The 19,625-nt window shown below is 40.1% G+C and carries 19 protein-coding genes; 5 read left to right on the top strand and 14 right to left on the bottom strand.

All coding sequences use genetic code 11. From position 1 onward, the window contains the following. Positions 1 to 162 precede the first annotated feature (162 nt). The gene (locus ACWF5P_RS01050) at positions 163 to 1,644 is read right to left on the bottom strand and encodes a sigma 54-interacting transcriptional regulator (RefSeq protein ID WP_434167704.1); all 1,482 of its coding nucleotides are present in this window, start codon (positions 1,642 to 1,644) and stop codon (positions 163 to 165) included. A gap of 164 nt (positions 1,645 to 1,808) precedes the next feature. Between ACWF5P_RS01050 and ACWF5P_RS01045 the strand changes: the two genes are divergently transcribed. Beyond that, entirely contained in the window at positions 1,809 to 2,318 is a 510-nt protein-coding gene (locus ACWF5P_RS01045) for a GNAT family N-acetyltransferase (protein WP_434167705.1), read from the top strand. A 213-nt stretch (positions 2,319 to 2,531) separates the two neighbouring features. On the opposite strand, the gene ACWF5P_RS01040 is transcribed toward ACWF5P_RS01045, so the two are convergent. Further along, a complete protein-coding gene (locus ACWF5P_RS01040; RefSeq protein WP_434167706.1) occupies positions 2,532 to 3,521 on the bottom strand; it encodes a substrate-binding domain-containing protein in 990 nt (329 codons plus the stop codon). A gap of 129 nt (positions 3,522 to 3,650) precedes the next feature. Here ACWF5P_RS01040 and ACWF5P_RS01035 point away from each other — a divergent pair, with 129 nt between their 5' ends. Beyond that, positions 3,651 to 4,499, top strand: a complete 849-nt coding sequence (locus ACWF5P_RS01035) for an HAD-IIB family hydrolase (RefSeq protein ID WP_434167707.1) — start codon at positions 3,651 to 3,653, stop codon at positions 4,497 to 4,499. Positions 4,500 to 4,515: 16 nt separating this feature from the next. On the opposite strand, the gene ACWF5P_RS01030 is transcribed toward ACWF5P_RS01035, so the two are convergent. The 7 genes from ACWF5P_RS01030 to ACWF5P_RS01000 all read right to left on the bottom strand — a co-directional run bounded on the left by ACWF5P_RS01030 (position 4,516) and on the right by ACWF5P_RS01000 (position 12,939). Further along, on the bottom strand, positions 4,516 to 5,439 hold the full coding sequence (locus tag ACWF5P_RS01030; protein WP_452444488.1) for a M15 family metallopeptidase: 924 nt from the start codon (positions 5,437 to 5,439) through the stop codon (positions 4,516 to 4,518). A gap of 310 nt (positions 5,440 to 5,749) precedes the next feature. After that, positions 5,750 to 6,397: a 3-oxoacid CoA-transferase subunit B gene (locus ACWF5P_RS01025; RefSeq protein WP_101223188.1), complete on the bottom strand. Its 648-nt coding sequence runs from the start codon at positions 6,395 to 6,397 to the stop codon at positions 5,750 to 5,752. Positions 6,398 to 6,414: 17 nt separating this feature from the next. Further along, complete coding sequence (locus ACWF5P_RS01020; RefSeq protein WP_434167709.1) at positions 6,415 to 7,110, bottom strand: 3-oxoacid CoA-transferase subunit A; 696 nt, start codon at positions 7,108 to 7,110, stop codon at positions 6,415 to 6,417. A gap of 32 nt (positions 7,111 to 7,142) precedes the next feature. Then, positions 7,143 to 8,528 (bottom strand): GntT/GntP/DsdX family permease, encoded by a 1,386-nt coding sequence (locus ACWF5P_RS01015; RefSeq protein WP_434167710.1) that lies wholly within the window; start codon positions 8,526 to 8,528, stop codon positions 7,143 to 7,145. 556 nt (positions 8,529 to 9,084) lie between these two features. Continuing rightward, positions 9,085 to 10,755 (bottom strand): sigma-54 interaction domain-containing protein, encoded by a 1,671-nt coding sequence (locus tag ACWF5P_RS01010; RefSeq protein ID WP_452444487.1) that lies wholly within the window; start codon positions 10,753 to 10,755, stop codon positions 9,085 to 9,087. A gap of 64 nt (positions 10,756 to 10,819) precedes the next feature. Beyond that, a complete protein-coding gene (locus ACWF5P_RS01005) occupies positions 10,820 to 11,995 on the bottom strand; it encodes an acetyl-CoA C-acetyltransferase (RefSeq protein ID WP_452444486.1) in 1,176 nt (391 codons plus the stop codon). Beyond that, complete coding sequence (locus ACWF5P_RS01000) at positions 11,992 to 12,939, bottom strand: 3-hydroxyacyl-CoA dehydrogenase NAD-binding domain-containing protein (RefSeq protein ID WP_434167712.1); 948 nt, start codon at positions 12,937 to 12,939, stop codon at positions 11,992 to 11,994. The genes ACWF5P_RS01005 and ACWF5P_RS01000 overlap by 4 nt, the downstream gene beginning before the upstream one ends. A 257-nt stretch (positions 12,940 to 13,196) precedes the next feature. Between ACWF5P_RS01000 and ACWF5P_RS00995 the strand changes: the two genes are divergently transcribed. Continuing rightward, complete coding sequence (locus ACWF5P_RS00995) at positions 13,197 to 13,973, top strand: 3-hydroxybutyrate dehydrogenase (protein WP_101223195.1); 777 nt, start codon at positions 13,197 to 13,199, stop codon at positions 13,971 to 13,973. Positions 13,974 to 14,275: 302 nt separating this feature from the next. Next, positions 14,276 to 15,118, top strand: coding sequence for an alpha/beta fold hydrolase (locus tag ACWF5P_RS00990; protein ID WP_452444485.1), 843 nt, complete (start codon positions 14,276 to 14,278; stop codon positions 15,116 to 15,118). 61 nt (positions 15,119 to 15,179) lie between these two features. On the opposite strand, the gene ACWF5P_RS00985 is transcribed toward ACWF5P_RS00990, so the two are convergent. Next, positions 15,180 to 15,365 carry a YjcZ family sporulation protein gene (locus ACWF5P_RS00985; protein ID WP_434167713.1) on the bottom strand — a complete coding sequence of 62 codons (186 nt, stop codon included), beginning with the start codon at positions 15,363 to 15,365 and terminating at the stop codon, positions 15,180 to 15,182. 322 nt (positions 15,366 to 15,687) lie between these two features. On the opposite strand from ACWF5P_RS00985, the gene ACWF5P_RS00980 reads away from it, so the two are divergent. Beyond that, positions 15,688 to 16,227: a hypothetical protein gene (locus ACWF5P_RS00980; RefSeq protein ID WP_434167714.1), complete on the top strand. Its 540-nt coding sequence runs from the start codon at positions 15,688 to 15,690 to the stop codon at positions 16,225 to 16,227. A 42-nt stretch (positions 16,228 to 16,269) separates the two neighbouring features. Here the strand turns inward: ACWF5P_RS00980 and ACWF5P_RS00975 are convergent, their stop codons facing one another. The 4 genes from ACWF5P_RS00975 to ACWF5P_RS00960 all read right to left on the bottom strand — a co-directional run bounded on the left by ACWF5P_RS00975 (position 16,270) and on the right by ACWF5P_RS00960 (position 19,578). After that, positions 16,270 to 16,449 (bottom strand): DUF4083 domain-containing protein, encoded by a 180-nt coding sequence (locus ACWF5P_RS00975; protein ID WP_434167715.1) that lies wholly within the window; start codon positions 16,447 to 16,449, stop codon positions 16,270 to 16,272. Positions 16,450 to 17,200: 751 nt separating this feature from the next. Further along, positions 17,201 to 17,656 carry an SRPBCC family protein gene (locus ACWF5P_RS00970; RefSeq protein WP_434167716.1) on the bottom strand — a complete coding sequence of 152 codons (456 nt, stop codon included), beginning with the start codon at positions 17,654 to 17,656 and terminating at the stop codon, positions 17,201 to 17,203. A gap of 150 nt (positions 17,657 to 17,806) precedes the next feature. Continuing rightward, on the bottom strand, positions 17,807 to 18,679 hold the full coding sequence (locus ACWF5P_RS00965; protein WP_427571529.1) for an AraC family transcriptional regulator: 873 nt from the start codon (positions 18,677 to 18,679) through the stop codon (positions 17,807 to 17,809). Positions 18,680 to 18,927: 248 nt separating this feature from the next. Further along, positions 18,928 to 19,578, bottom strand: coding sequence for a hypothetical protein (locus ACWF5P_RS00960; protein WP_434167718.1), 651 nt, complete (start codon positions 19,576 to 19,578; stop codon positions 18,928 to 18,930). Positions 19,579 to 19,625 lie beyond the last annotated feature (47 nt).

Below are 19,625 nucleotides of genomic sequence, written 5' to 3'. Positions count from 1 at the left end.
TCGAGCTTAAAATCGCAAGAAATTTTTCAATACGCATAATTTTTTGCAGCCAGATTCTTTGCGCCAAGCAAAAAATCAAAAAAAGAGGGTCTCTATACAAAAGAGCCCTCTTCAGGTTACAACATGATCAAGAAAGTGGCAGCGTTTGCAAAAAACCTGCATTCACTTTGAATCCTTCGACCCTGCCGTATAAACTTTTTCAATGCCGTACTTGTTTAACTTATATTGCAGTCCCTGCCTTTTAATATTGAGGGCTTCTGCCGTTTTGCTGATATTCCCGTTATATTTCTCGAACATATTGATGATCATTTCCCTTTCCATTTCTTCAAGAACGACAGGTAAATCAATCCTGTTTTTCAATGGGGAAGGCTGGCTCTGCGCATTTGCTGCAGCATAATTTCCTGAAGGGAAAAGATAAGCAGGAAGATGATGTTCATCAATCATATCTTCCCCAGCGTCCATGACGTTAAAGGTTAACTCGATGGCATGTCCCAGTTCACGAATGTTCCCGGGCCATGGATATTGAAGAAGCCTCTGCATCGCCTTTTGACTGATCCCGCGCACTTCCGTAAAAAATGATTTGTTGAATTTTTGAATAAAGTGATTGACGATTTCCGGAATATCCGTTTTACGCTCGGAAAGAGAAGGCATCTGGATCGTTACGACATTGAGGCGAAAAAACAAATCCGAACGAATGATTTCCCGCTCCAACGCCTCTTCTGGAGAAATGTTCATCGCAGCAATGATTTTCACATTAATCTTTTGCTCCTTCGAACCTCCAACACGGCGCACTTCACCTTCCTGAAGCACCCGCAGCAATTTTGCCTGCAGACCGAGGTCGAGGCTATTGAGCTCATCAAGGAAAAGAGTACCGCCATTTGCCTGCTCAAAAATGCCCATGCGATCCATCGCTCCGGTAAAAGCCCCTTTCGTCGTGCCGAACAGCAGCCCCTCCATCAATTCCTTTGGAACGGCCGCACAGTTTTGCGCGATGAAAGGCTGATTTCGCTGAGCACTTACATTATGTATACTTTGCGCGACCAGTTCCTTCCCTGTCCCTGTTGGTCCATAAATCATGACTGGGGAATGTGTACGGGCCGCTTTTTTAGCCAATGAAATCGCTTGCTGAAAAGCAGGGCTATTACCGATCAAATCACTAAAATGATAGGTCGCCGACCCTTCAGAGAACTTATTTTTCCTATGGGTCTCGGCCAGCTGGGAACGCAAATCGACAATTTGGTCATACATATTCATGACCTTCGTAATATCCTTAGCGATTTCCACTGCCCCAATAATTTCACCATCCTCATATAAAGGATACGTACTATTGATCGACGTTATTTTTTTCTCCTTTAAATTGACATATGTTTGAATCGACTCAATCGTTTCATTGCCTTTTTCCAATGCTACATGCAGCGTACTGGATTCATCAGTCAATGAAGGATAAAGCTGAAAAATATTCTCCCCCAGCACTTGCTCCCGATCCAGCCCGTCGATATGCGCCATCATTTCATTGTAAAAAACCGTATCCCCATCTTTATTCACAATATGGACACCCACATTGATCACATTCAATATCCATTCAAATTGAGTGGAAAACTGATTTACTGAAGATTTCATTTCTTCATCTCCGTTCTCTGTCATTTGATAGAATCACCTGTAAATTATAGCATTTAATGGGAAACATTCATCTCTTTATTCTTATTAAAATCAAACTTCAGCACAAAGGCAATAGAATAATAAGGTCAAATAAAGGAATCTCGCATTAAGCCAAGAAAATTATAAGAGAAAATATATAAAATTTAGGGGTGAGTCAGATTTCGGAAACTAGATTAGAAATTAAACCGTGGGAAGATAAAGACCTTCAATTACTATTTCAACTTAATGCCCCAGAAATGATGGAACATCTTGGCGGACCAGAAAGTAATGAACAAATCCTGAAGCGTCATCAGCGGTATCTACAGATTGGAGATAAGGGATGCATGTTTAGCATCACCCCGTTTCCAGAGGCAAAGGCAGCCGGTTCCGTTGGCTACTGGCAGAAAGTGTGGAACGATGAATTTGTGTACGAAATCGGTTGGAGCGTCCTCCCTTCCTTTCAAGGAAAAGGAATCGCATCTCATGCCGTGAAGGCACTGATGGAGAAAATCAAAGCCGAACGAAATTACAAATACATTCACGCATTCCCTTCGATCACTAATCCTGCATCAAACGCAATTTGCCGCAAGCTCGGCTTCAATCTCATATCCGAATGTGAATTCGAATACCCGCCAGGGAGCTTTATGAAATGCAATGATTGGTGCCTGGAACTTGAATGAATTCTTTAGATGAATAGTGGATTTGTGTATAGGAAGGATCATACCGTGGTAAGTCGAATTATGTTGGGTTTAGGTGAATTATTTCCCGGGAAAGTCGAATTATTCTGGGGGGTGGTCAGATTATTCCCGGGGGAGGACGAATTACAGAATTTCTTTAGTGTCTGTCTGAAAGGATAATAAACTGAATAAGAAGCTTTTATATCTTTATGAATGTTAGGTTGATTCTCTGATTTTAAGTTTGGTAGGCAATTTAATAATGTCGCGCTTTAATTTCAAATCTTCATTTAAGTATTTTATCAATTCTATTACAGTGCGTTGTCCTAGTTCCATAATCGGTATATCGATTGTGGTTATGGTAGGGGTTGTGACTTGGCAAATAGATTGATTATCATAACCAACTATAGCCAGGCATTCCGGTATTTTATAGCCCAACGCAGTTGCCTTTTTAATAATTCCTGCTGCTACCTGGTCATTTCCAGTAAATAAGGCAGTAGGTTTTTCTTTTAATTTGACTATTTCATCACAAATACGGAATCCATCTTCAATATTAAATCCATGTCCAAATATCCAATCGTCATTATGTAATAAATCATTATCCGCTAACGCTTTTATAAACCCCTCTTTTCTTTGACCCTGTGCCTGACTATAAGAAGTATCGTAGCAAAAACCTATTTTCCTATGGCCTTTTTCTATTAAATGATTAACAGCTTTGTATGTCGCTTCGAATTCGTCATATCCGATAATCGGTATAGAAGCGGAATGATGGTATTCATTACACAGTAAAATTGGGCCGTATTTCAAATAAGGCTTGATTACATTCCATTCATTTTCTAACGCTCCTAAAATAACACCCTCTACTTCTCTATTCTTTAATTTCCCCATAACATCTAATTCATTTTTCGCATCATAAAAGGTTTGAAAAATAAGAACTTTATAATCATTTTCCAAGGCTGCCAGAGATACTCCTTTAACCAATTGGGCAAAGAATGGATGATCGAAACTTGGGACTGATATTGCAATGGTTTGGGTTTTATTTGACCTAAAATTCCGGGCTAGTGAACTTGGTGCATAATCAAGCTCTTCCATGACCTTTAAGATTTGTTCCCTTTTTTCATTTGATACATATGGATGATTATTTAAGACTCTGGATACCGTTGTTTTAGAGACATTACATATCTTGGCTATCTCACTAATTCTCGTCATTTAATCCCATCCTTGTAATATGTGGTTGACATGTTATCGATTTCAGAAGTTATGATTAAACCGTTGCTAATATATTAACAAAATTTTTCTGAGTTGTATTTTTAAAAAGTTATATTTGGAGGGATTGTTATGTTATTGAATAAAAAGGGCGGGTTTCAGTTATTGCCAAAGGTTGAAGACCCAAAATACATTGTATTCTGTGATTTCGATGAAACCTATTATCCTCATTCCATGAGTCACGAGAGACAGGAAGATGTATATGAACTTGAAAATTACTTAGAAGCAAAAAGCATGGATGAAAAACTTGTCTTTGGCTGGGTCACTGGGAGTAGTACCGAATCAATATTACATAAAATGGAACATGGTGGATTCAGATTTTTCCCCCATTTTATTGCAAGTGACTTAGGTACCGAAATCACCTATTTCTCGGAAAATAACTTTTTGGAAAGTGATCCAGATTGGCATTCACAGATTAATAACGAAGAATTTAATAAGAGGAAAATCGATGAAATTTATAATGTTCTACTTAACGGCAATATACCATTGATTCCTCAGACTCAAATGGGAAGTTCACGCTACAAAAGGAATTATTATTATCAAATACAACATGAATCTGTCGACAAGAAGAATTTAGCCACCATCCAGAGGGTGGCCAAAGAGTACGGGATAGGGGTAAATATCAATCGTTGCAATCCCCTTGCCGGCGATCCTGAAGATAGTTATGATATAGACTTCATTCCATTAGGCACTGGAAAAAACGAGATTGTCCGTTTTATGCTAGACAAATTCGGGCTGAGTCGGGAGCATGCCTTTGCTTTCGGGGATAGCGGCAATGATCTGCTCATGTTAAAAAGTGTTAAACATGGTTACCTTGTAGGGAATGCAACTCAAGAAGCGAAGGAAGCTCATACTAAAATAGCGACAGGTACGTACTCCAAAGGAATATTAAGAACTTTACAATCCATCATTACTATTTGAGTGAATCGGATTTCCATCAAGCAAACAATTCATTCCATGTTACTTTGCCTGCAAGCTTATCAGCAGAAATCTTGCTTGCTTTTTGGTATTTGAATAATGCCGCCTCGGTTTTTTCCCCGAATTCTCCGTCAAGAGTACCGGGGTTAAACCCTTCCATATATAACGCTGCTTGCAGGATCCATGTGATATTGCAGCTAGCTCCTTTTTTTATTGTGACGGTTGCATTCTTCGTTTTAGGCCCCCATTTTCCATCGACAACAAGCTTTTTATTGAATTGCTTATTCAATTCCGTTTGTAAACCTATTATAAGGGCCTTTCGAGTTTTGGGACCATAAAACCCATCACACTCAATATTCGTTTCATATCGGCTATTTAACGTTTTTTGAATCGAAATGATAGGATATTCTCCTTTGCCGGTTTTCTGCATTTTCCTTTTTTCTAATTTGAAAGTAAGGCCGGGTTCTTTTCCTGTTTGTAACTGTGTATAAGATAACCCGCCTGTCATCTCCAAGTGGGGGTAATCCTTGAATGAACTCCAATCCCCGCCCCATTTAAATCCTAAACCCTTACCTATGGCAGCCACTCGCTGCCATTTTGAATTAACTGTCCATATCGCCCTCCTGCCATCATCACTCACAATGAAGAAGTCAATAGCCAGTCCATAATTATGATAGGATTGCCCTGGCTTAGCGTTCGTCACAATGGGTTTAGCTAGATTACTATAGTTTTTTCCTTTGTAGCTGTAAACTCGTCCTTGACCATAAAGGTTGGCTTGTTCTTCCAAAGAGCGATAACCTGCACTTATCTGTACAGTGATTCCTTCATTATAAGCACGTTCCACCATTTCCAATGCTGATGCCTTCACAACAGGATTCATCCCTTTGCCCATCTTTTTCACTGATTGCTCCAATAATGTCCGTAATGCTACTTTCACTGTCATCCCTCCTTTTAAGTTCCCATCAAAGTTTATATAAGCCTTTTTAACGGAAAAGTAGCAGAGTTGGAAAAGTTTGTTCTCATGTATTAGAGAATAGAAGTGATATGTTATTTATTTAACAAACGTTCCTGCTGATTCAGAAATCCCCTCCCTTTCCGCCGACTGTCTGCCAAGTATTGATAACTGAGGTTAAAAGGCCTTTCGTTCCTTCATTATTGATAGGGAATTCCACAAAAAAAATTAGACTGCTTCCGTTCGCCCGTTTGCGAATGAAAGCAGTCTAATAATGTATTATTTTATTTTTCTCTTTAACTTACGCTTTAATTTCAATAGAGGGGCTAACTGTAAAGTCGGCCTCTGTTTTGCTTTTCACTTCATCAAGTGTTACGCCATTTTGCAGTTCAATCAATTCCATGCCAGCTTCTGTAAATTGAAAAACAGCCAGTTCGGTAATCAGGCAATGGACGACTTTTTCTCCCGTCAATGGCAATGTACAGCTTTTTTTCACTTTGGATTCCCCATGCTTGTTCACATGGTCCATGATGACAACAATACGTTTTGCGCCTTGGACGAGGTCCATCGCTCCTCCCATTCCTTTTACCATCTTCCCTGGAATCATCCAGTTTGCCAAGTCCCCATTTTCGGAAACTTCCATCCCGCCTAAAATGGCTAGATCGATGTGGCCGCCGCGAATCATTGCAAACGATTCAGCGCTATCAAAAAATGATGCCCCTGCTTTTGCGGTTACTGTTTCTTTTCCTGCATTGATCAAATCCGGATCGACTTCATCCTTTTGTGGATAAGGGCCGATTCCCAGTAAGCCATTTTCCGATTGAAGCATGACATTAAAGTCATTCGGGATCATGTTGGCAATCAAGGTCGGCATTCCAATCCCTAAATTTACACACATACCGTCTTGGATTTCTTTAACGGCCCGTTCTAAGATTAGTTGTCTAGTCATTCGATACTCCTCCTTTTTTATGCGTTAGCAGTTGTAAGTCTTTCAATTCGTTTTTCATAGTCATTCCCTACAAGCACTTTCTGTACATAAACTCCTGAAGTATGAATTTCATCCGGATCGAGCTCCCCTGTGCCCACAAGCTCCTCCACTTCGACAAGCGTGACTTTCCCTGCGGTGGCAACGACAGGGTTAAAATTCCTTGCCGTTTTACGATATACAAGATTACCGAAATGATCTGCTTTCCAGGCTTTTACAAAGGCAAAATCTCCGACTATTCCTTTTTCCATAATGTATGTGCGGCCATCAAACTCTTTATGTTCTTTACCATTTGCGACTTCCGTTCCTACTCCTGTAGCTGTATAAAAGGCAGGAATTCCCGCTCCGCCCGCTCTTAAACGCTCGGCCAGCGTTCCTTGGGGAACTAGCTCGACCTCCAGCTCGCCGCTTAAAAATTGCTGTTCAAATAACTTATTTTCCCCTACATAAGAAGCGATCATTTTTTTGATCTGTTTGTTTTCAAGCAATAGCCCCAGACCCCAGTCATCGACACCGCAATTATTGCTGACAATCGTCAAATCCTTTACACCTTTGTTACGCAAAGCAATGATCAGTTTTTCTGGAATTCCGCTTAATCCGAACCCGCCTACGATAATGGTTGCTCCATCCTCGATTTGTTGAATAGCGCTATCAAAAGATGTTAATATTTTACTCATTTTCCATCATCTCCATTCTAAATACTATTCTATTAAATAAACAGTGAAGTTGCAAAAGCTATGATGAACACGGTCACTGTTTTCAAAATCGTAATCGCAAAGATATCCTTGTAAGATTGACGATGTGTCAGTCCAGTAATGGCAAGTAAGGTAATGACGGCACCATTATGCGGCAGTGTATCCATTCCGCCAGATGCCATGGATGCAATTCGATGAAGCATTTCCGGGGTGATTCCGACACTTTGGGCCACCTGCAAATAGTGACCTCCCATTACTTCCAACGCAATCGAAAGTCCACCAGATGCAGATCCGGTAATCCCTGCCAGCACATTGACGGCAATAGCTTCGGATACAAGTGGATTACCGCTTGCATTGAACACCCAGTTTTGAATGACCGAGAATCCAGGTAGCGTTTTCACAACATTCCCAAAACCAACTTCAGAAGCGGTATTGAATATCGCAAGCAATGATCCCATTGCCGCAGCTGTTAATCCACTTGCCAATTTGACCTTGATGCGTCCAACATTCAGAAGCATCGCTGCAATGATACCGATTGTCAGTGCCACAATCAAAGACCAGGATGAAGTGACAGTGCTTACATCTGCAATGTTGAAAGTTTCCTTCAACATCGATGCATCATACCAGTGCTTAACCGAAATGGCACTGCGGCTGAAAGCAAAATTAAATGCTACGACAAGGATGAGCGGTACGATGGACAGCCAAAAGTTAGGCAGGTTTTGCTGTTCTGCACTTTCTGGCTCATTAATATGTCCTTCCCCGTATCCTTCACCATTTGCCAACGCTTGTTTACGGCGACGCTCTAACCAGATCATTCCTCCTGTAAATACCATGATCGCGCCAATAATCCCCATTACTGGAGCTGCATACGTATCTGTTCCGAAATAATTCGTTGGAATGATATTTTGAATCTGAGGTGTTCCAGGAAGGGCATCCATCGTATAAGTGAAAGCGCCTAATGCAATCGTTCCCGGCAATAATCTTTTTGGAATGTCTGCTTCTTTAAAAATTGCCGCTGCGAATGGATAAACGGCGAATGCCACTACAAACAATGAAACCCCGCCATATGTCAGCGCCGAACACGCCAGCACTACAGCAAGAATGGCCTGCTTTGAGCCTAGTGATTTTACGATGGTCTTGGCGATGGATGCAGCTGCACCGCTCATCTCCATGACTTTTCCAAATACGGCCCCTAATAAAAATATCGGGAAAAACGCTTTTATATAGTTAGCCGCAAACGTCATATATGTCTCTGTGTAACTCGGCAGCAAGTGTCCACCGGATAAGATGACCGCCAGTAAAGTAACAACCGGCGCTATGATAATGACCGGATAGCCCCGGTAGGCTAAAAAGATTAAAAGTCCCAGCGCCACAACAATGGCTAAAATTTGAATCACCAACTCAATTCCCCCTTTTCTCCCCTTGCCCCAAAATTGTTTCGGCGGCATTTAAATAGAACTATTAATCTCCTAAATTCCACATTTTTAATCTTTCCGCTTTTACCATCCAAGCCTGCCTTCCCCAAGTCAGGCTGAATGATCTTCCAATTTTTGAGAACGCTTTCAACAATTTGCTGAATTACGAAATCCCTTTTCATTTTACGTGAAAAAACAGTATAAAATGACAGATAGGCCATTCACTAAGTAATTATGCAATTATTGTGCCAACTTTAATGCAATGAAAAATCTCATCTTTAAAGCCTTTTCCAACAGTTTATTTCCCTTTTAAGAGCTAAAGTCCCTTAAAACTGTCAAGGTTTCAGTACACCTAAATATAAACTTTAAAAAAGTGTAAGACTTTTCTTACAACTTTCAAATTTTCTTTCGTTTTATGTACGGATTTCCTAACACACGCAAATATTTGCTAGTGAAAAATATGCACAAATGTGTATCTATTCTTAATTGGTGTTAAAAAGTATAAAAAAAGTGCCCTTGGGCTAAAGGGCACTTTCTGCATTCATAAACCATATTTATTCATTTTTTCATACAGCGTTGTTCGACTAACTCCGAGTCTCTTTGCCGTTTCTGATTTATTGCCTGAGGTCATTTCCAAGCATGAAACGATTGCAGCCCGTTCCGTTTCATCCATTACTTCAGCTAAGGTACGGATCGATACTGATTCTTTATGACCCGTTATTTCTTTAGGGAGATGCTTGGAACGTATCATTTCCCCTTCTTCAACAATATTCATTGCGCGTTCAATGATATTCTCCAACTCACGAATATTCCCCGGCCATTTATAAAGACGAAGCAGCCGTAATGCTTGATCACTCATTCCCATTACGCGTTTTTTCATAAGGTTCTGATACTTTTCAACAAAATGATTTCCCAGTATTTCAATGTCCTCCGGTCGCTCCCTTAAGGAAGGAACCTGGATTTGCAAGACCTTCAACCGGTAATACATATCAAGCCGGAATTCCCCTTTCGAGACCATTTCCTCCAGATTACGGTTCGTTGCAGCGATTACCCGTACATCAATCGGAATACTTCCCGTAGAACCTACTCTCTCAATCTCTTTTTCTTGTAAAACACGGAGCAGCTTCACCTGCATATGCAGTGGCAGCTCACCGATTTCATCGAGAAAAATCGTTCCGCCTTCAGCCGCTTCGAACTTACCTGCTTTTCCGCCTTTTTTTGCACCAGTGAAAGAACCCTCTTCATAACCAAAAAGCTCTGACTCCAGCAGCTCTGCCGGGATGGCGGCACAGTTCACTTTGACAAACACGCCCATGGCCCGTCTGCTATCATTATGAATGGAATGGGCAAACAGCTCCTTACCTGTTCCGCTTTCGCCCAAAATCAACACATTCGAGTCGCTTTTAGCTGCAATTTTGGCTTGACCTTTCACTTCCATGAAAGCAGGACTTCTTCCCATCAAATGATCAAACGTATATGAGGCCTTATTTCTCTCGCGAAAATCGCCTTTGTACTTTTTCAGCTCTACTTCAAGTGAATTTATCCGCTTGGAAAGAGCGGTAAATTGCCCGACATTCTTAAAAAGGATCTTTCCGACCGCTCCTATTAATTTATCTTGTTTCCGTATCGGGGAGCGGGTCGCAATAATATAATTATCTTTAATTTTTTGTAATTCAGCGACCTCTTGCTTGCCAGTTTTGGCGACCACATGCATACGGGTGTTTTCAATGACCTCCGTTACATGTTTCCCTATCGAGCTTTCCTGATCGACCCCAAGAAAATCCGCATAAGCGTGGCTCAGCATTTGGACATACCCTTCCGTATCAACCATCACCAAGCCGTCATAGGCAAACTCGATAATATCCTTAAACAGAAGTTCTTCATGATTATCGATATTAAGAAAATCACTTTTATTATTTGTAAACAATAGGAGGTAAATCTGATACTCCTCATCACCCATTTGAATGATGGCTTTTCTGACAATCCCATTATTACCATTCAAGCGGATCGGAGTATTTACAGCTGGTACAAGGTTTTTTTCTAAAATCAATTTTATTTGCATCTCAAATTGATTCTCAGCAAAAGCCTCAGATAATACGCGATTGCTTAGAACGATTTCTTTTTCGTTTTTCGTCACCAAAACACCAAAAGGCAATTCTTCCAATATCGCTTTCACTAATTCCAATTGAATAGTTTTATTATCGCTGACCATTCCTATTCTCCTTAACCCGTCTGAAGTTTCCTCCATTATATCATAGGAAAATGAGGCCAAGTCATTACCGCTCCACAATCAGCGCAGTTCCTTGCCCGCCACCGATACATAAGGTGGCAAGGCCGGTTTTTGCATCTCTAAGCTTCATTTCATACAATAAAGTCACTAAGATGCGGGCACCGGAAGCGCCTACCGGATGACCCAAGGCAATCGCCCCTCCATTCACATTCACTTTCTCCGGCTTCAGTTCAAGGTCCTTAAGCACGGCGAGTGACTGTGCCGCAAAGGCTTCATTCACTTCCATCAAATCAATATCTTCTATTGTCAATCCCGCTTTTGCCAAAGCTTTCCTTGTAGCAGGCACAGGACCGTATCCCATGATTTTCGGATCAAGCGCGGCGTTTGCATATGACTTGATTGTCGCTAATGCTTCCAATCCCAGCTCGTCTGCTTTTTCTCTAGACATCAGGACCAACATCGCACCCCCATCATTGATTCCGGATGCATTTCCTGCCGTAACCGTTCCATTTTCCTTAAAAGCAGGACGCAGCTTCGTAAGTTGTTCTATCGTCAGCCCATGACGCGGGTGTTCATCTTGGTCCACCAAGATCGTCTTTCCTCTGCGTTTATATTCAACAGGTACGATTTCATCTGCAAATCGTCCTTCAAGCTGCGCCTTTTCAGCCTTCATTTGACTATCTAAAGCAAATTCATCCTGCTTTTCACGGCTGATTTCCCATTGCTCGGCAATATTCTCTGCAGTCACACCCATATGATATTGATTAAATACATCCGTTAAGGCGTCATAAGTCATTGAATCCACCGCTTCGGCATTACCCATTTTCTGCCCAAAACGATAATTTGGAAGTAAATACGGAGCATTGCTCATGCTTTCGATACCCCCGGCAAGAATCACATCAGCATCTCCAAGGGCAATGAATTGCGCTCCCATTATGACTGTACGAAGGCCAGATCCGCAAAGTTTATTAATGGCCATGGCCGGCGTTGTTTCCGGAATCCCTGCATGAATCGCAACCTGACGTGCCACATTTTGCCCTAATCCAGCAGAGAGAATATTCCCAACCAATACTTCATCGATCAAATCAGCCGAGATATTTGCCCGCTTAATCGCTTCCTTAGCTGCCACGACTCCCAAGTCGACCGCTGAAACATTGGCAAGACTGCCTCCAAACGCACCAACTGGTGTTCTTGCTGCCCCTACAATCACTACTTCTCTCATAACACTTCCTCCTTCTCCATTTTTAATTTTCCCAGTTTAATAAAATTACGGTCCCGCTCATTGATTTTCTGGGAAACGGTAGATTCTTCATACGTAAAAATCCCTTCTCCCGACTTCGTCCCAAGCTTTCCCTCGGCCACCAAATCACTAATCAAATCAGGGGCTTCCTTACTCTGATCCAATGCCGGTGAAACATTATCGAAAACACGCTGCCAAGTGTCCAGACCGCCAAAGTCAGCAATCTCGATCGGTCCGGTGAATGCCCATCGAAAACCTGGTCCAGCCGTTATCGCTGTATCGATATCCTCAGCATTGGCAACGCCCTCTTTTAATAGATAAAAGGCTTCCCGCATCAAGGCAGTCTGGAGACGATTGGCAATGAATCCTGCTATTTCTTTTTTCAAGAGAATCGGAGACTTGCCGATTTTACGCATCAAATCCATTGTTGTCTTTACGATTTCCGGCTTTGTTTCGTCATGCTTAACAATTTCAACCAATGGAACCAAATGGCCAGGATTAAAGAAATGCGTGATGATCATTCGGTCCGCAAACGATGCCTTCTCCATCAATTGAGAAATTGGAAAGGTCGATGTATTGGAGGCAACAATGGCATCCGGCTTGATTATTTCCTCCATTTGCTCATATAGATTCAACTTCAGCTCGATGACTTCCGGAATGGCCTCAATGATAAAATCAGCATCTCTTACTGCCCCTTCCAAATCCACGCTATATGTAATATGGGCTAAAGCTACTTGCTTTTCCTGATCAGTCAAAACCCCTTCCTCGATGAGCAATGATAGATTCTCAGAAATTCGATTTTGGGCACGGTGTAGCAACTCATCCTTAATATCGTTAATGGTGACGAAATGCCCGCTAACTGCAAAAGACTGAGCGATTCCACTCCCCATTACACCAGAACCGATAATGGCTATTTTTTTAATCATCCAGCTTCCCCTTTCCGTTTCAATTACCTTTATTTACTCGCCTTTTTATATATGCAATATCCATGCCAACGATAAGGTGAAATAAAATTCTTTTGTTATCAAGAAAATCATGATAGACTCTTACTCATTAACCTAAATCATATTTTTAATAACCTTCCCTTTATATTTCCAATGGAGCTTACCTTGTGAAATATTCCCTGATTACGACATAAAATGACAGACCTGGACCATTACATTTTTTATTGGAGGAATGTAATATGGTTAAAGATAAAGTGGCGATAATTACCGGATCCGCTAGAGGGATCGGCTTTGAGATTGGAAAGATATTTGCTGAAAATGGCGCAAAGGTCGTTTTGTCCGACCTTGATCAAAACACAGTTGAAAAAGCTGCTCAAGACCTTAGGAACAACGGCTTGGAGGTTATCGGCTTAAAAGCTGACGTAACAAGTGAAGATGATATTATCCAACTAATCAAACAAGCTAAAGACAAATACGGACGAATAGATATTTTCATCAATAACGCCGGCCTTCAGCATGTTGCACCAATTGAAGAGTTTCCAACTGAAAAATTCGAACTTATGATCAAAATCATGCTGACCGCGCCGTTCATTTCAATTAAGAACGTTTTGCCCATCATGAAAGAACAGGGCTTCGGCAGGATAATCAACATCTCTTCCATTAACGGTCTGATTGGATTCGCCAACAAAGCAGCGTACAACAGTGCCAAACACGGTGTAATCGGATTGACGAAAGTCGCCGCCTTGGAAAGCGCCTCTTTTGGCATAACCGTCAATGCCCTTTGCCCAGGATACGTGGACACGCCTCTCGTCCGCGGTCAACTGGAGGACCTGGCGAAAACAAGACAAGTTCCACTGGAAAGCGTTTTGGAAGAGGTCATATATCCACTTGTCCCACAAAACCGCTTACTCGATGTAAGTGAAATTGCCGACTACGCCATTTTCCTCGCAAGCGACAAAGCAAGGGGCGTCACAGGCCAGGCAGTCGTGTTAGATGGCGGATATACAGCTCAATAAAACGAAAATGCATTTTAAAAACCCCGAATAAATGGCACCAAAAAAGGTGCTCTGTATTCGGGGTTTTCTGTCCGCATGGAAATGTGGGAAAATTTGGTGGCGCAAAGAAATCCCCCATGTTAAAGTAATATAGGGATACCTCCCACTTTTACAACTATTAAAAGGAGGCCGCGTCATGATTATTAAGTGGGTTAGACTGCGATAATTAAAAGCGCAGGCCAATCATCATGCTCCGGAAAGTATATATTGATCTGCGCCATCGTAACGGCTATTGGATAATATTTAATACGGAGGTAAAAAACATGAGTGAACAGATACTGAAAATAAATAAAGTGGATATATGTACTGAAAGTTTTGGAAACCCTAAGGACCCTGCCGTGCTTTTGATCATGGGAGCGATGTCTTCATTAGACTGGTGGGATGATGACTTCTGTCTCCGCCTTGCCGCTTCGGGGAGATTTGTCATTCGCTACGATCATCGGGATCTGGGCCGGTCTACCGTTTATGAACCCGGTACCTCCAACTATACAATAACGGATTTGGCTGACGATGCCGCTGGTGTCCTGGACGCTTATTCCATAGGGCGGGCTTCTATCGTTGGAATGTCCCTAGGCGGTATGGTCGGCCAGATTCTTGCCTTAAGATATCCGGAACGCGTAAATACGCTTACGCTAATTGCATCAAGCGTGTTCGGGACAGTAATGGAAAAACTGCCTCCAATGGATCAGAGCATATTGGATCATCATGCAAAAAGTGCTTCCATTGATTGGTCAAATCGGGAGACGGTCATCGCTTATCTTGCGGATGGATGGAAAACTTTAGCCGGTTCCAAACCTTATGAGCAGGAAAGAATGCATAAACTGGCAAAAAGAGAGGCTGACCGTGCCAAACAGCTACCGAGCAGATTCAATCATGCCATGCTTGCTGGCGGAGACGAATATTTCGATCGAATGGGTGAGATTTCCGTACCTGTCCTCATCATTCACGGCACAGAAGATCCAGCCTTGCCATACGAGCACGGACTTGCTCTTGCGAAAGCCATCCCTCATGCTGAATTAGTGACTCTTGATGGATCAGGGCATGAGATTCATAGTGAAGACTGGGATATGATTATCGAATCAGTCATAAAGCTTACTTCGCGATAATTAAAATAAGTTAGCATAAAGGAAGCCGACCAATAAAGGTCGGCTTTTCTTTATACATTTGTTAGCAGAAACCGCCATATCCTTGAACGGGATAACAGCAATCGTTACCTCTATCGCCGCCGCCGAAACAAGCAGCTCCAACGATGATTAAGAGGATAAACAAAACGACTATAAAAGCGAAACCGCCACCAAATCCACCAACATCGTTACCGCAACCGCAATTTGATTCATGACCACAATTTGACAATAGAAACATCTCCTTATTTGTTTTAGGAGGAAAAAATTAAATGGGTTAATTCAACATATGTTCTAATTAGGATATTGACACAAAATCACCGAAAACTTTTTTAACCACCCTTGATCACAAATAAAACAGTTTAACAGCGTATTTTTACTGTTTTGAAATTTCATACACCTTCACCTGACACAGCGTCGAACTGCCGGACACCTTATCACTAATAATACGAACATTCAAAAAGGATTTATCTCTGTGAAGATGATAATTGTTTTGTAATATCCTACTAACATCAGCTTATTGTACAATGAAGGTAAAAAGGTTCGAGGTATTTATGATAAAAGGAAATTCTTATATTCTTGTTTTCTCCATGCTTGTTCTGTTGACAATAGTACTAGTTTCAACTACACCGATCATAATTAAAACTTTACTTGCTTTAATAACGATTGCGTTTTTATTTCCTGTGATTAGAAAGCTTCTGTTTAAAGACCATTTCAGAAAAATTAAAGTGGCATTCTACTCATCATTAACCTTTACTATTGGTTTATTTCTTGTCTCGATTTTTGAAGAACCATCCTTTAAATTAGATGGAGATTTCTTTCAGATTATTCTTATTGTATTTTTTTATAGTTTAATGGGAAATTTCTTTTATGGCTTACCAGTCTCACTCATTGCTGAATTTATTTCAATGAAGTATTTCAATATTCGTTTCTGGTTATCTGGAGTAATACATATTGGTTTTGGATTGGCTACATACTTTATTGACCCAGGAGGTTTCTTTATCTTTGCGGTTATTTGCTCAATAATCTTTTTTGCATTAGATGAAATCACTAGAGTATATTCGGCTTCTTATTCGACTAACCTGCGCCGCTAGAGTGGCTTGTGTGGAACAAAAAAAGAAAAGGATTAAAAGAAATTAATCTCTTTTATCCTTTTCAAGCATCTCAATTACTCTATCAAGTTTTTGTTCTATTTTATTGGTTTGTTTTGACCTTGTAAGAAGAGAACGAACAAAAAAGTAAACAGCAAAAATCACCCCAATCAACAAAACAAACATAATAAGTTGATATACCATATCACCGATATTGTAACCCAAAGAACTTCACCCCTTTCCTTTTTTGGTTTAACCATAACTCATGTCTACTGCACAGACGTAGAGTTGACAAAATTATTCGTATAGTTTTTTAGATATCACTTTTAATTCTTTATATATTTGTGTAAGTAATATTAGAATATGTAATGGCAATCCAACTGCAAGTCCCACCAATGGAGAATAAGGTCCAGCGAAAGTAAGCGATACAAGTGTAATAGTTAAATATATAGAGATAATTAGTGCATTCAAATAAAATTCTCCTTTTTTGGCTAATTATAGCATATGACTCTTGCAAAGTTGGAAAACACTAAGGCTCCCTAGCTAACCTGCCCCTATAGTCTTCAGAAAATCAACAATACTTTTTATCAGAGCTGATTTTTCAAAAAAAGTAATAATTTTACACTTTTATACTGGAACATTTGTTCTACCTGTGTTATTCTTATAAAAACAAATAAAAAGATCAAATCGCAGCCAAACGATTTGATCCGTAATTATAAATAAAGGCCGGTTGTATCCGCGGGCCTAACACGGTTGTACCGCTGAGCCGAGCCAATTGCTAACGTTCAGGGTGCCGGTGATAAAGACAGCTACGAACTTCAGCTAAAGCACCCATTAGTTCTATAACTACTTACCAGTAGTGTTTTCTCATGTAGTTCAATTTCACAAATGTCATAATTATTAAGTGTGATAGTTGGGTCAAATTCAACATTTCTTGCTTCTACCTGCTTTCTTTATGAACTGACCTGCCACTAACCTAGTTCATATTCTCGGCAATCTTTTTCAGTGCCTTTGCACGAGAAACGATAAATGCTCTCATATACTTCTCTAAAAACAACTTATCAGCTAAAACTCCAATCGGACCGAACGGTGACTTATATTGAAATTTATCCATCATTATAGTTCCGCCCTGTTCTTCTATAAACTGATGTGTGTGTATGAATGAATGGAAGGCACCCTTCATCATAATATCCACAAACTTATATGGTTTTTCCATTAATGTCACTTTGGCTTTCAGCCTTTGTTTAATACCAAAGTGAATGGCTTCCCAAGTAACAGTATCTCCCTTTTCTAAAAGCCCTTCTGTCACACCATCAACAGCAATTTCCTTTGTTTTCGCTGTCGTTTTAGTATGGATATCCATGCTCCTCGCTAGGTCAAAACATAATTCAACTGGTGCTTTAATAAATTGTTGATACTCAATAACAGGCATTTTTCAATCTCCTTATATAAGCACTTTCTATCCATCATTATAGCTCGTTAAAGCAAATATTACCTAGCTCTCCCTCATTAACCTTCCTTTTTTTCCACAGGAAAAAAAGCTGCCTTAAGACAGCTCTTCGAATAAATCTTTTGCCTATATTTACTTTTTCATAACGGGGATCCATATTTCACTTCTAAATGTTGGTGAGGTTATATCTTTATTTTCGTTCCAAAGGATTTCCGGCCCTTCTCTTTGTTCATAGTTAGAGGATGGAAACCATTCGGAATAAATCCTGCCCCATACATTTTGCAGTGTTTCAGGAAAGGGTCCGACTGCTTCGAATACCGCCCATGTAGATGCATCTACTTTCAGCTGTGTTAAGTTTTCTGGACATTCCCTCGTTGTTGCTGCGCCGATATAATGATCAAGCTCCCCTTTTTCCTCCAACCTGCCTTCGGAAAAGTTCGCAGATGCACTAAGCAGTCCTAATGGCTCGACATTCGATAGGTGTTTAAGTTCATTTATCGTTTTCTCGTCTAAACTTTTCCACATCGATGCAATCTCTGGATTAACCCCGTTAAAAATGATTGGAACTCTTTTTTTAATTCCAATTATGTGAAACGCCTCTTTTTCTTCAATTCGATAGTTCATTTCACTGCCTCCTTTAATGGATAATTGGAAGGACATCGGTGGATAGGCTTTAAGTGAATGGCCATTACTTCTCGCTTCAGATGGTGTGATGCCATGCAAATGTTGAAACGCTCTCGCAAAAGAGTCCGGTGAGCTGTACCCGTACTTTATCGCTATATCAATGACCTTCATGTTGTTATCTTTAAGCTCAAACGCTGCAAGTGTAAGCCGTCTTCGGCGGATATACTCGGATAGTGAAATACCTGCAAGGAAGGAGAACATCCTTTTAAAATGATATTCCGAGCAATAAGCTATCCTTGCAACCTCTTTAAAGTCAATTTCGTTCGTAAGATTTTCTTCAATGAATTTAATGGCACCATTCATATTTTTGAGCAAATCCATTCAATGACCTCCCTTATATCAACAGAATAGCAGGAGTTGAAACTAATCATCCGACATTCTGTGGACGATTATGCAGGATATAAACTTTTCCGTTAGTTTAACAAACCTTCACGATTTCTTATAGACTTTCAATGAAAATGCAATTACTTCCTTTTACAAAAGTAATGAAAACTAACACTCTGTATGTCATTTTATTATTTCTAATTTTTATAAAGGACTACCCTCAAAACCAATCCGCAAAATATTTTTTAACGAACCTCTGTCATATATCGGTTATATAAATCATCACATTTTTCAAGGCATTCTAAATATAATTGTCTGATTTCTGATATTGGACATAGTTTTATGTAACTTTCATCTTTTATTATCCTAATTAGTGGGTTCATTTCATGATAATAACTATATTCTTGATTTTCTTTATTTAAAATGCTTTTATATCTTTTTAAAATAGTTATATAAGCATCGTCAATTAACCTGTAATCACATTTGGCTCTCTCTTGTTTATAAAATGTATAGATTTCTCTTCCGAAAAATTTACCTTCCGTAAAGAAGGAAGAATTTACTGGAGAATAATAAAGATACTGATCTTGATAAGGTCTCTTACTAATCTGCATTCTATGCCAATTTTTCACTTCTTTATACCGATCTCCTAAAGCTTTATAATCATTTGATATCGTTTTGGTTTGGAGATTCGATACATATTGAAAAATAGCAGAATTATTTTCATAGTCAGAAATAGGAGTTATAGAACACCAGCATATATAGTTATTATCTAATTTCCCAATAATGCAGACCTCTTGTTTGGGACTAATGTATATTTCAAAAGAAACTTCCTTATCATTTACTTTATAATTTGGAACTACATTATGATTTTGCTTGATCAAATTAAATTTTTCCATTTTAATTCCTCATATCTTTTCGTAAATTTACTGTATTCCTGCATATA

The organism is Peribacillus sp. NPDC055009, assembly GCF_053608705.1.
Note: the sequence above shows the minus strand (reverse complement) of the source record. Positions and strands in the feature narration are given on the sequence as shown.

What these genes read in the sequence shown, in the direction of transcription:
- ACWF5P_RS00965 (WP_427571529.1), bottom strand. Translation starts at nt 18,679, where the DNA reads ATGGATTTGCTCAAAAATATGAATGGTGCCATTAAATTCATTGAAGAA.
- ACWF5P_RS01000 (WP_434167712.1), bottom strand. Translation starts at nt 12,939, where the DNA reads ATGATTAAAAAAATAGCCATTATCGGTTCTGGTGTAATGGGGAGTGGA.
- ACWF5P_RS01005 (WP_452444486.1), bottom strand. Translation starts at nt 11,995, where the DNA reads ATGAGAGAAGTAGTGATTGTAGGGGCAGCAAGAACACCAGTTGGTGCG.
- ACWF5P_RS00960 (WP_434167718.1), bottom strand. Translation starts at nt 19,578, where the DNA reads ATGGAAAAATTTAATTTGATCAAGCAAAATCATAATGTAGTTCCAAAT.
- ACWF5P_RS01035 (WP_434167707.1), top strand. Translation starts at nt 3,651, where the DNA reads ATGTTATTGAATAAAAAGGGCGGGTTTCAGTTATTGCCAAAGGTTGAA.
- ACWF5P_RS01050 (WP_434167704.1), bottom strand. Translation starts at nt 1,644, where the DNA reads ATGACAGAGAACGGAGATGAAGAAATGAAATCTTCAGTAAATCAGTTT.
- ACWF5P_RS01010 (WP_452444487.1), bottom strand. Translation starts at nt 10,755, where the DNA reads ATGGTCAGCGATAATAAAACTATTCAATTGGAATTAGTGAAAGCGATA.
- ACWF5P_RS00995 (WP_101223195.1), top strand. Translation starts at nt 13,197, where the DNA reads ATGGTTAAAGATAAAGTGGCGATAATTACCGGATCCGCTAGAGGGATC.
- ACWF5P_RS00980 (WP_434167714.1), top strand. Translation starts at nt 15,688, where the DNA reads ATGATAAAAGGAAATTCTTATATTCTTGTTTTCTCCATGCTTGTTCTG.
- ACWF5P_RS01030 (WP_452444488.1), bottom strand. Translation starts at nt 5,439, where the DNA reads ATGACAGTGAAAGTAGCATTACGGACATTATTGGAGCAATCAGTGAAA.
- ACWF5P_RS00990 (WP_452444485.1), top strand. Translation starts at nt 14,276, where the DNA reads ATGAGTGAACAGATACTGAAAATAAATAAAGTGGATATATGTACTGAA.
- ACWF5P_RS01025 (WP_101223188.1), bottom strand. Translation starts at nt 6,397, where the DNA reads ATGACTAGACAACTAATCTTAGAACGGGCCGTTAAAGAAATCCAAGAC.
- ACWF5P_RS01020 (WP_434167709.1), bottom strand. Translation starts at nt 7,110, where the DNA reads ATGAGTAAAATATTAACATCTTTTGATAGCGCTATTCAACAAATCGAG.
- ACWF5P_RS00970 (WP_434167716.1), bottom strand. Translation starts at nt 17,656, where the DNA reads ATGCCTGTTATTGAGTATCAACAATTTATTAAAGCACCAGTTGAATTA.
- ACWF5P_RS01040 (WP_434167706.1), bottom strand. Translation starts at nt 3,521, where the DNA reads ATGACGAGAATTAGTGAGATAGCCAAGATATGTAATGTCTCTAAAACA.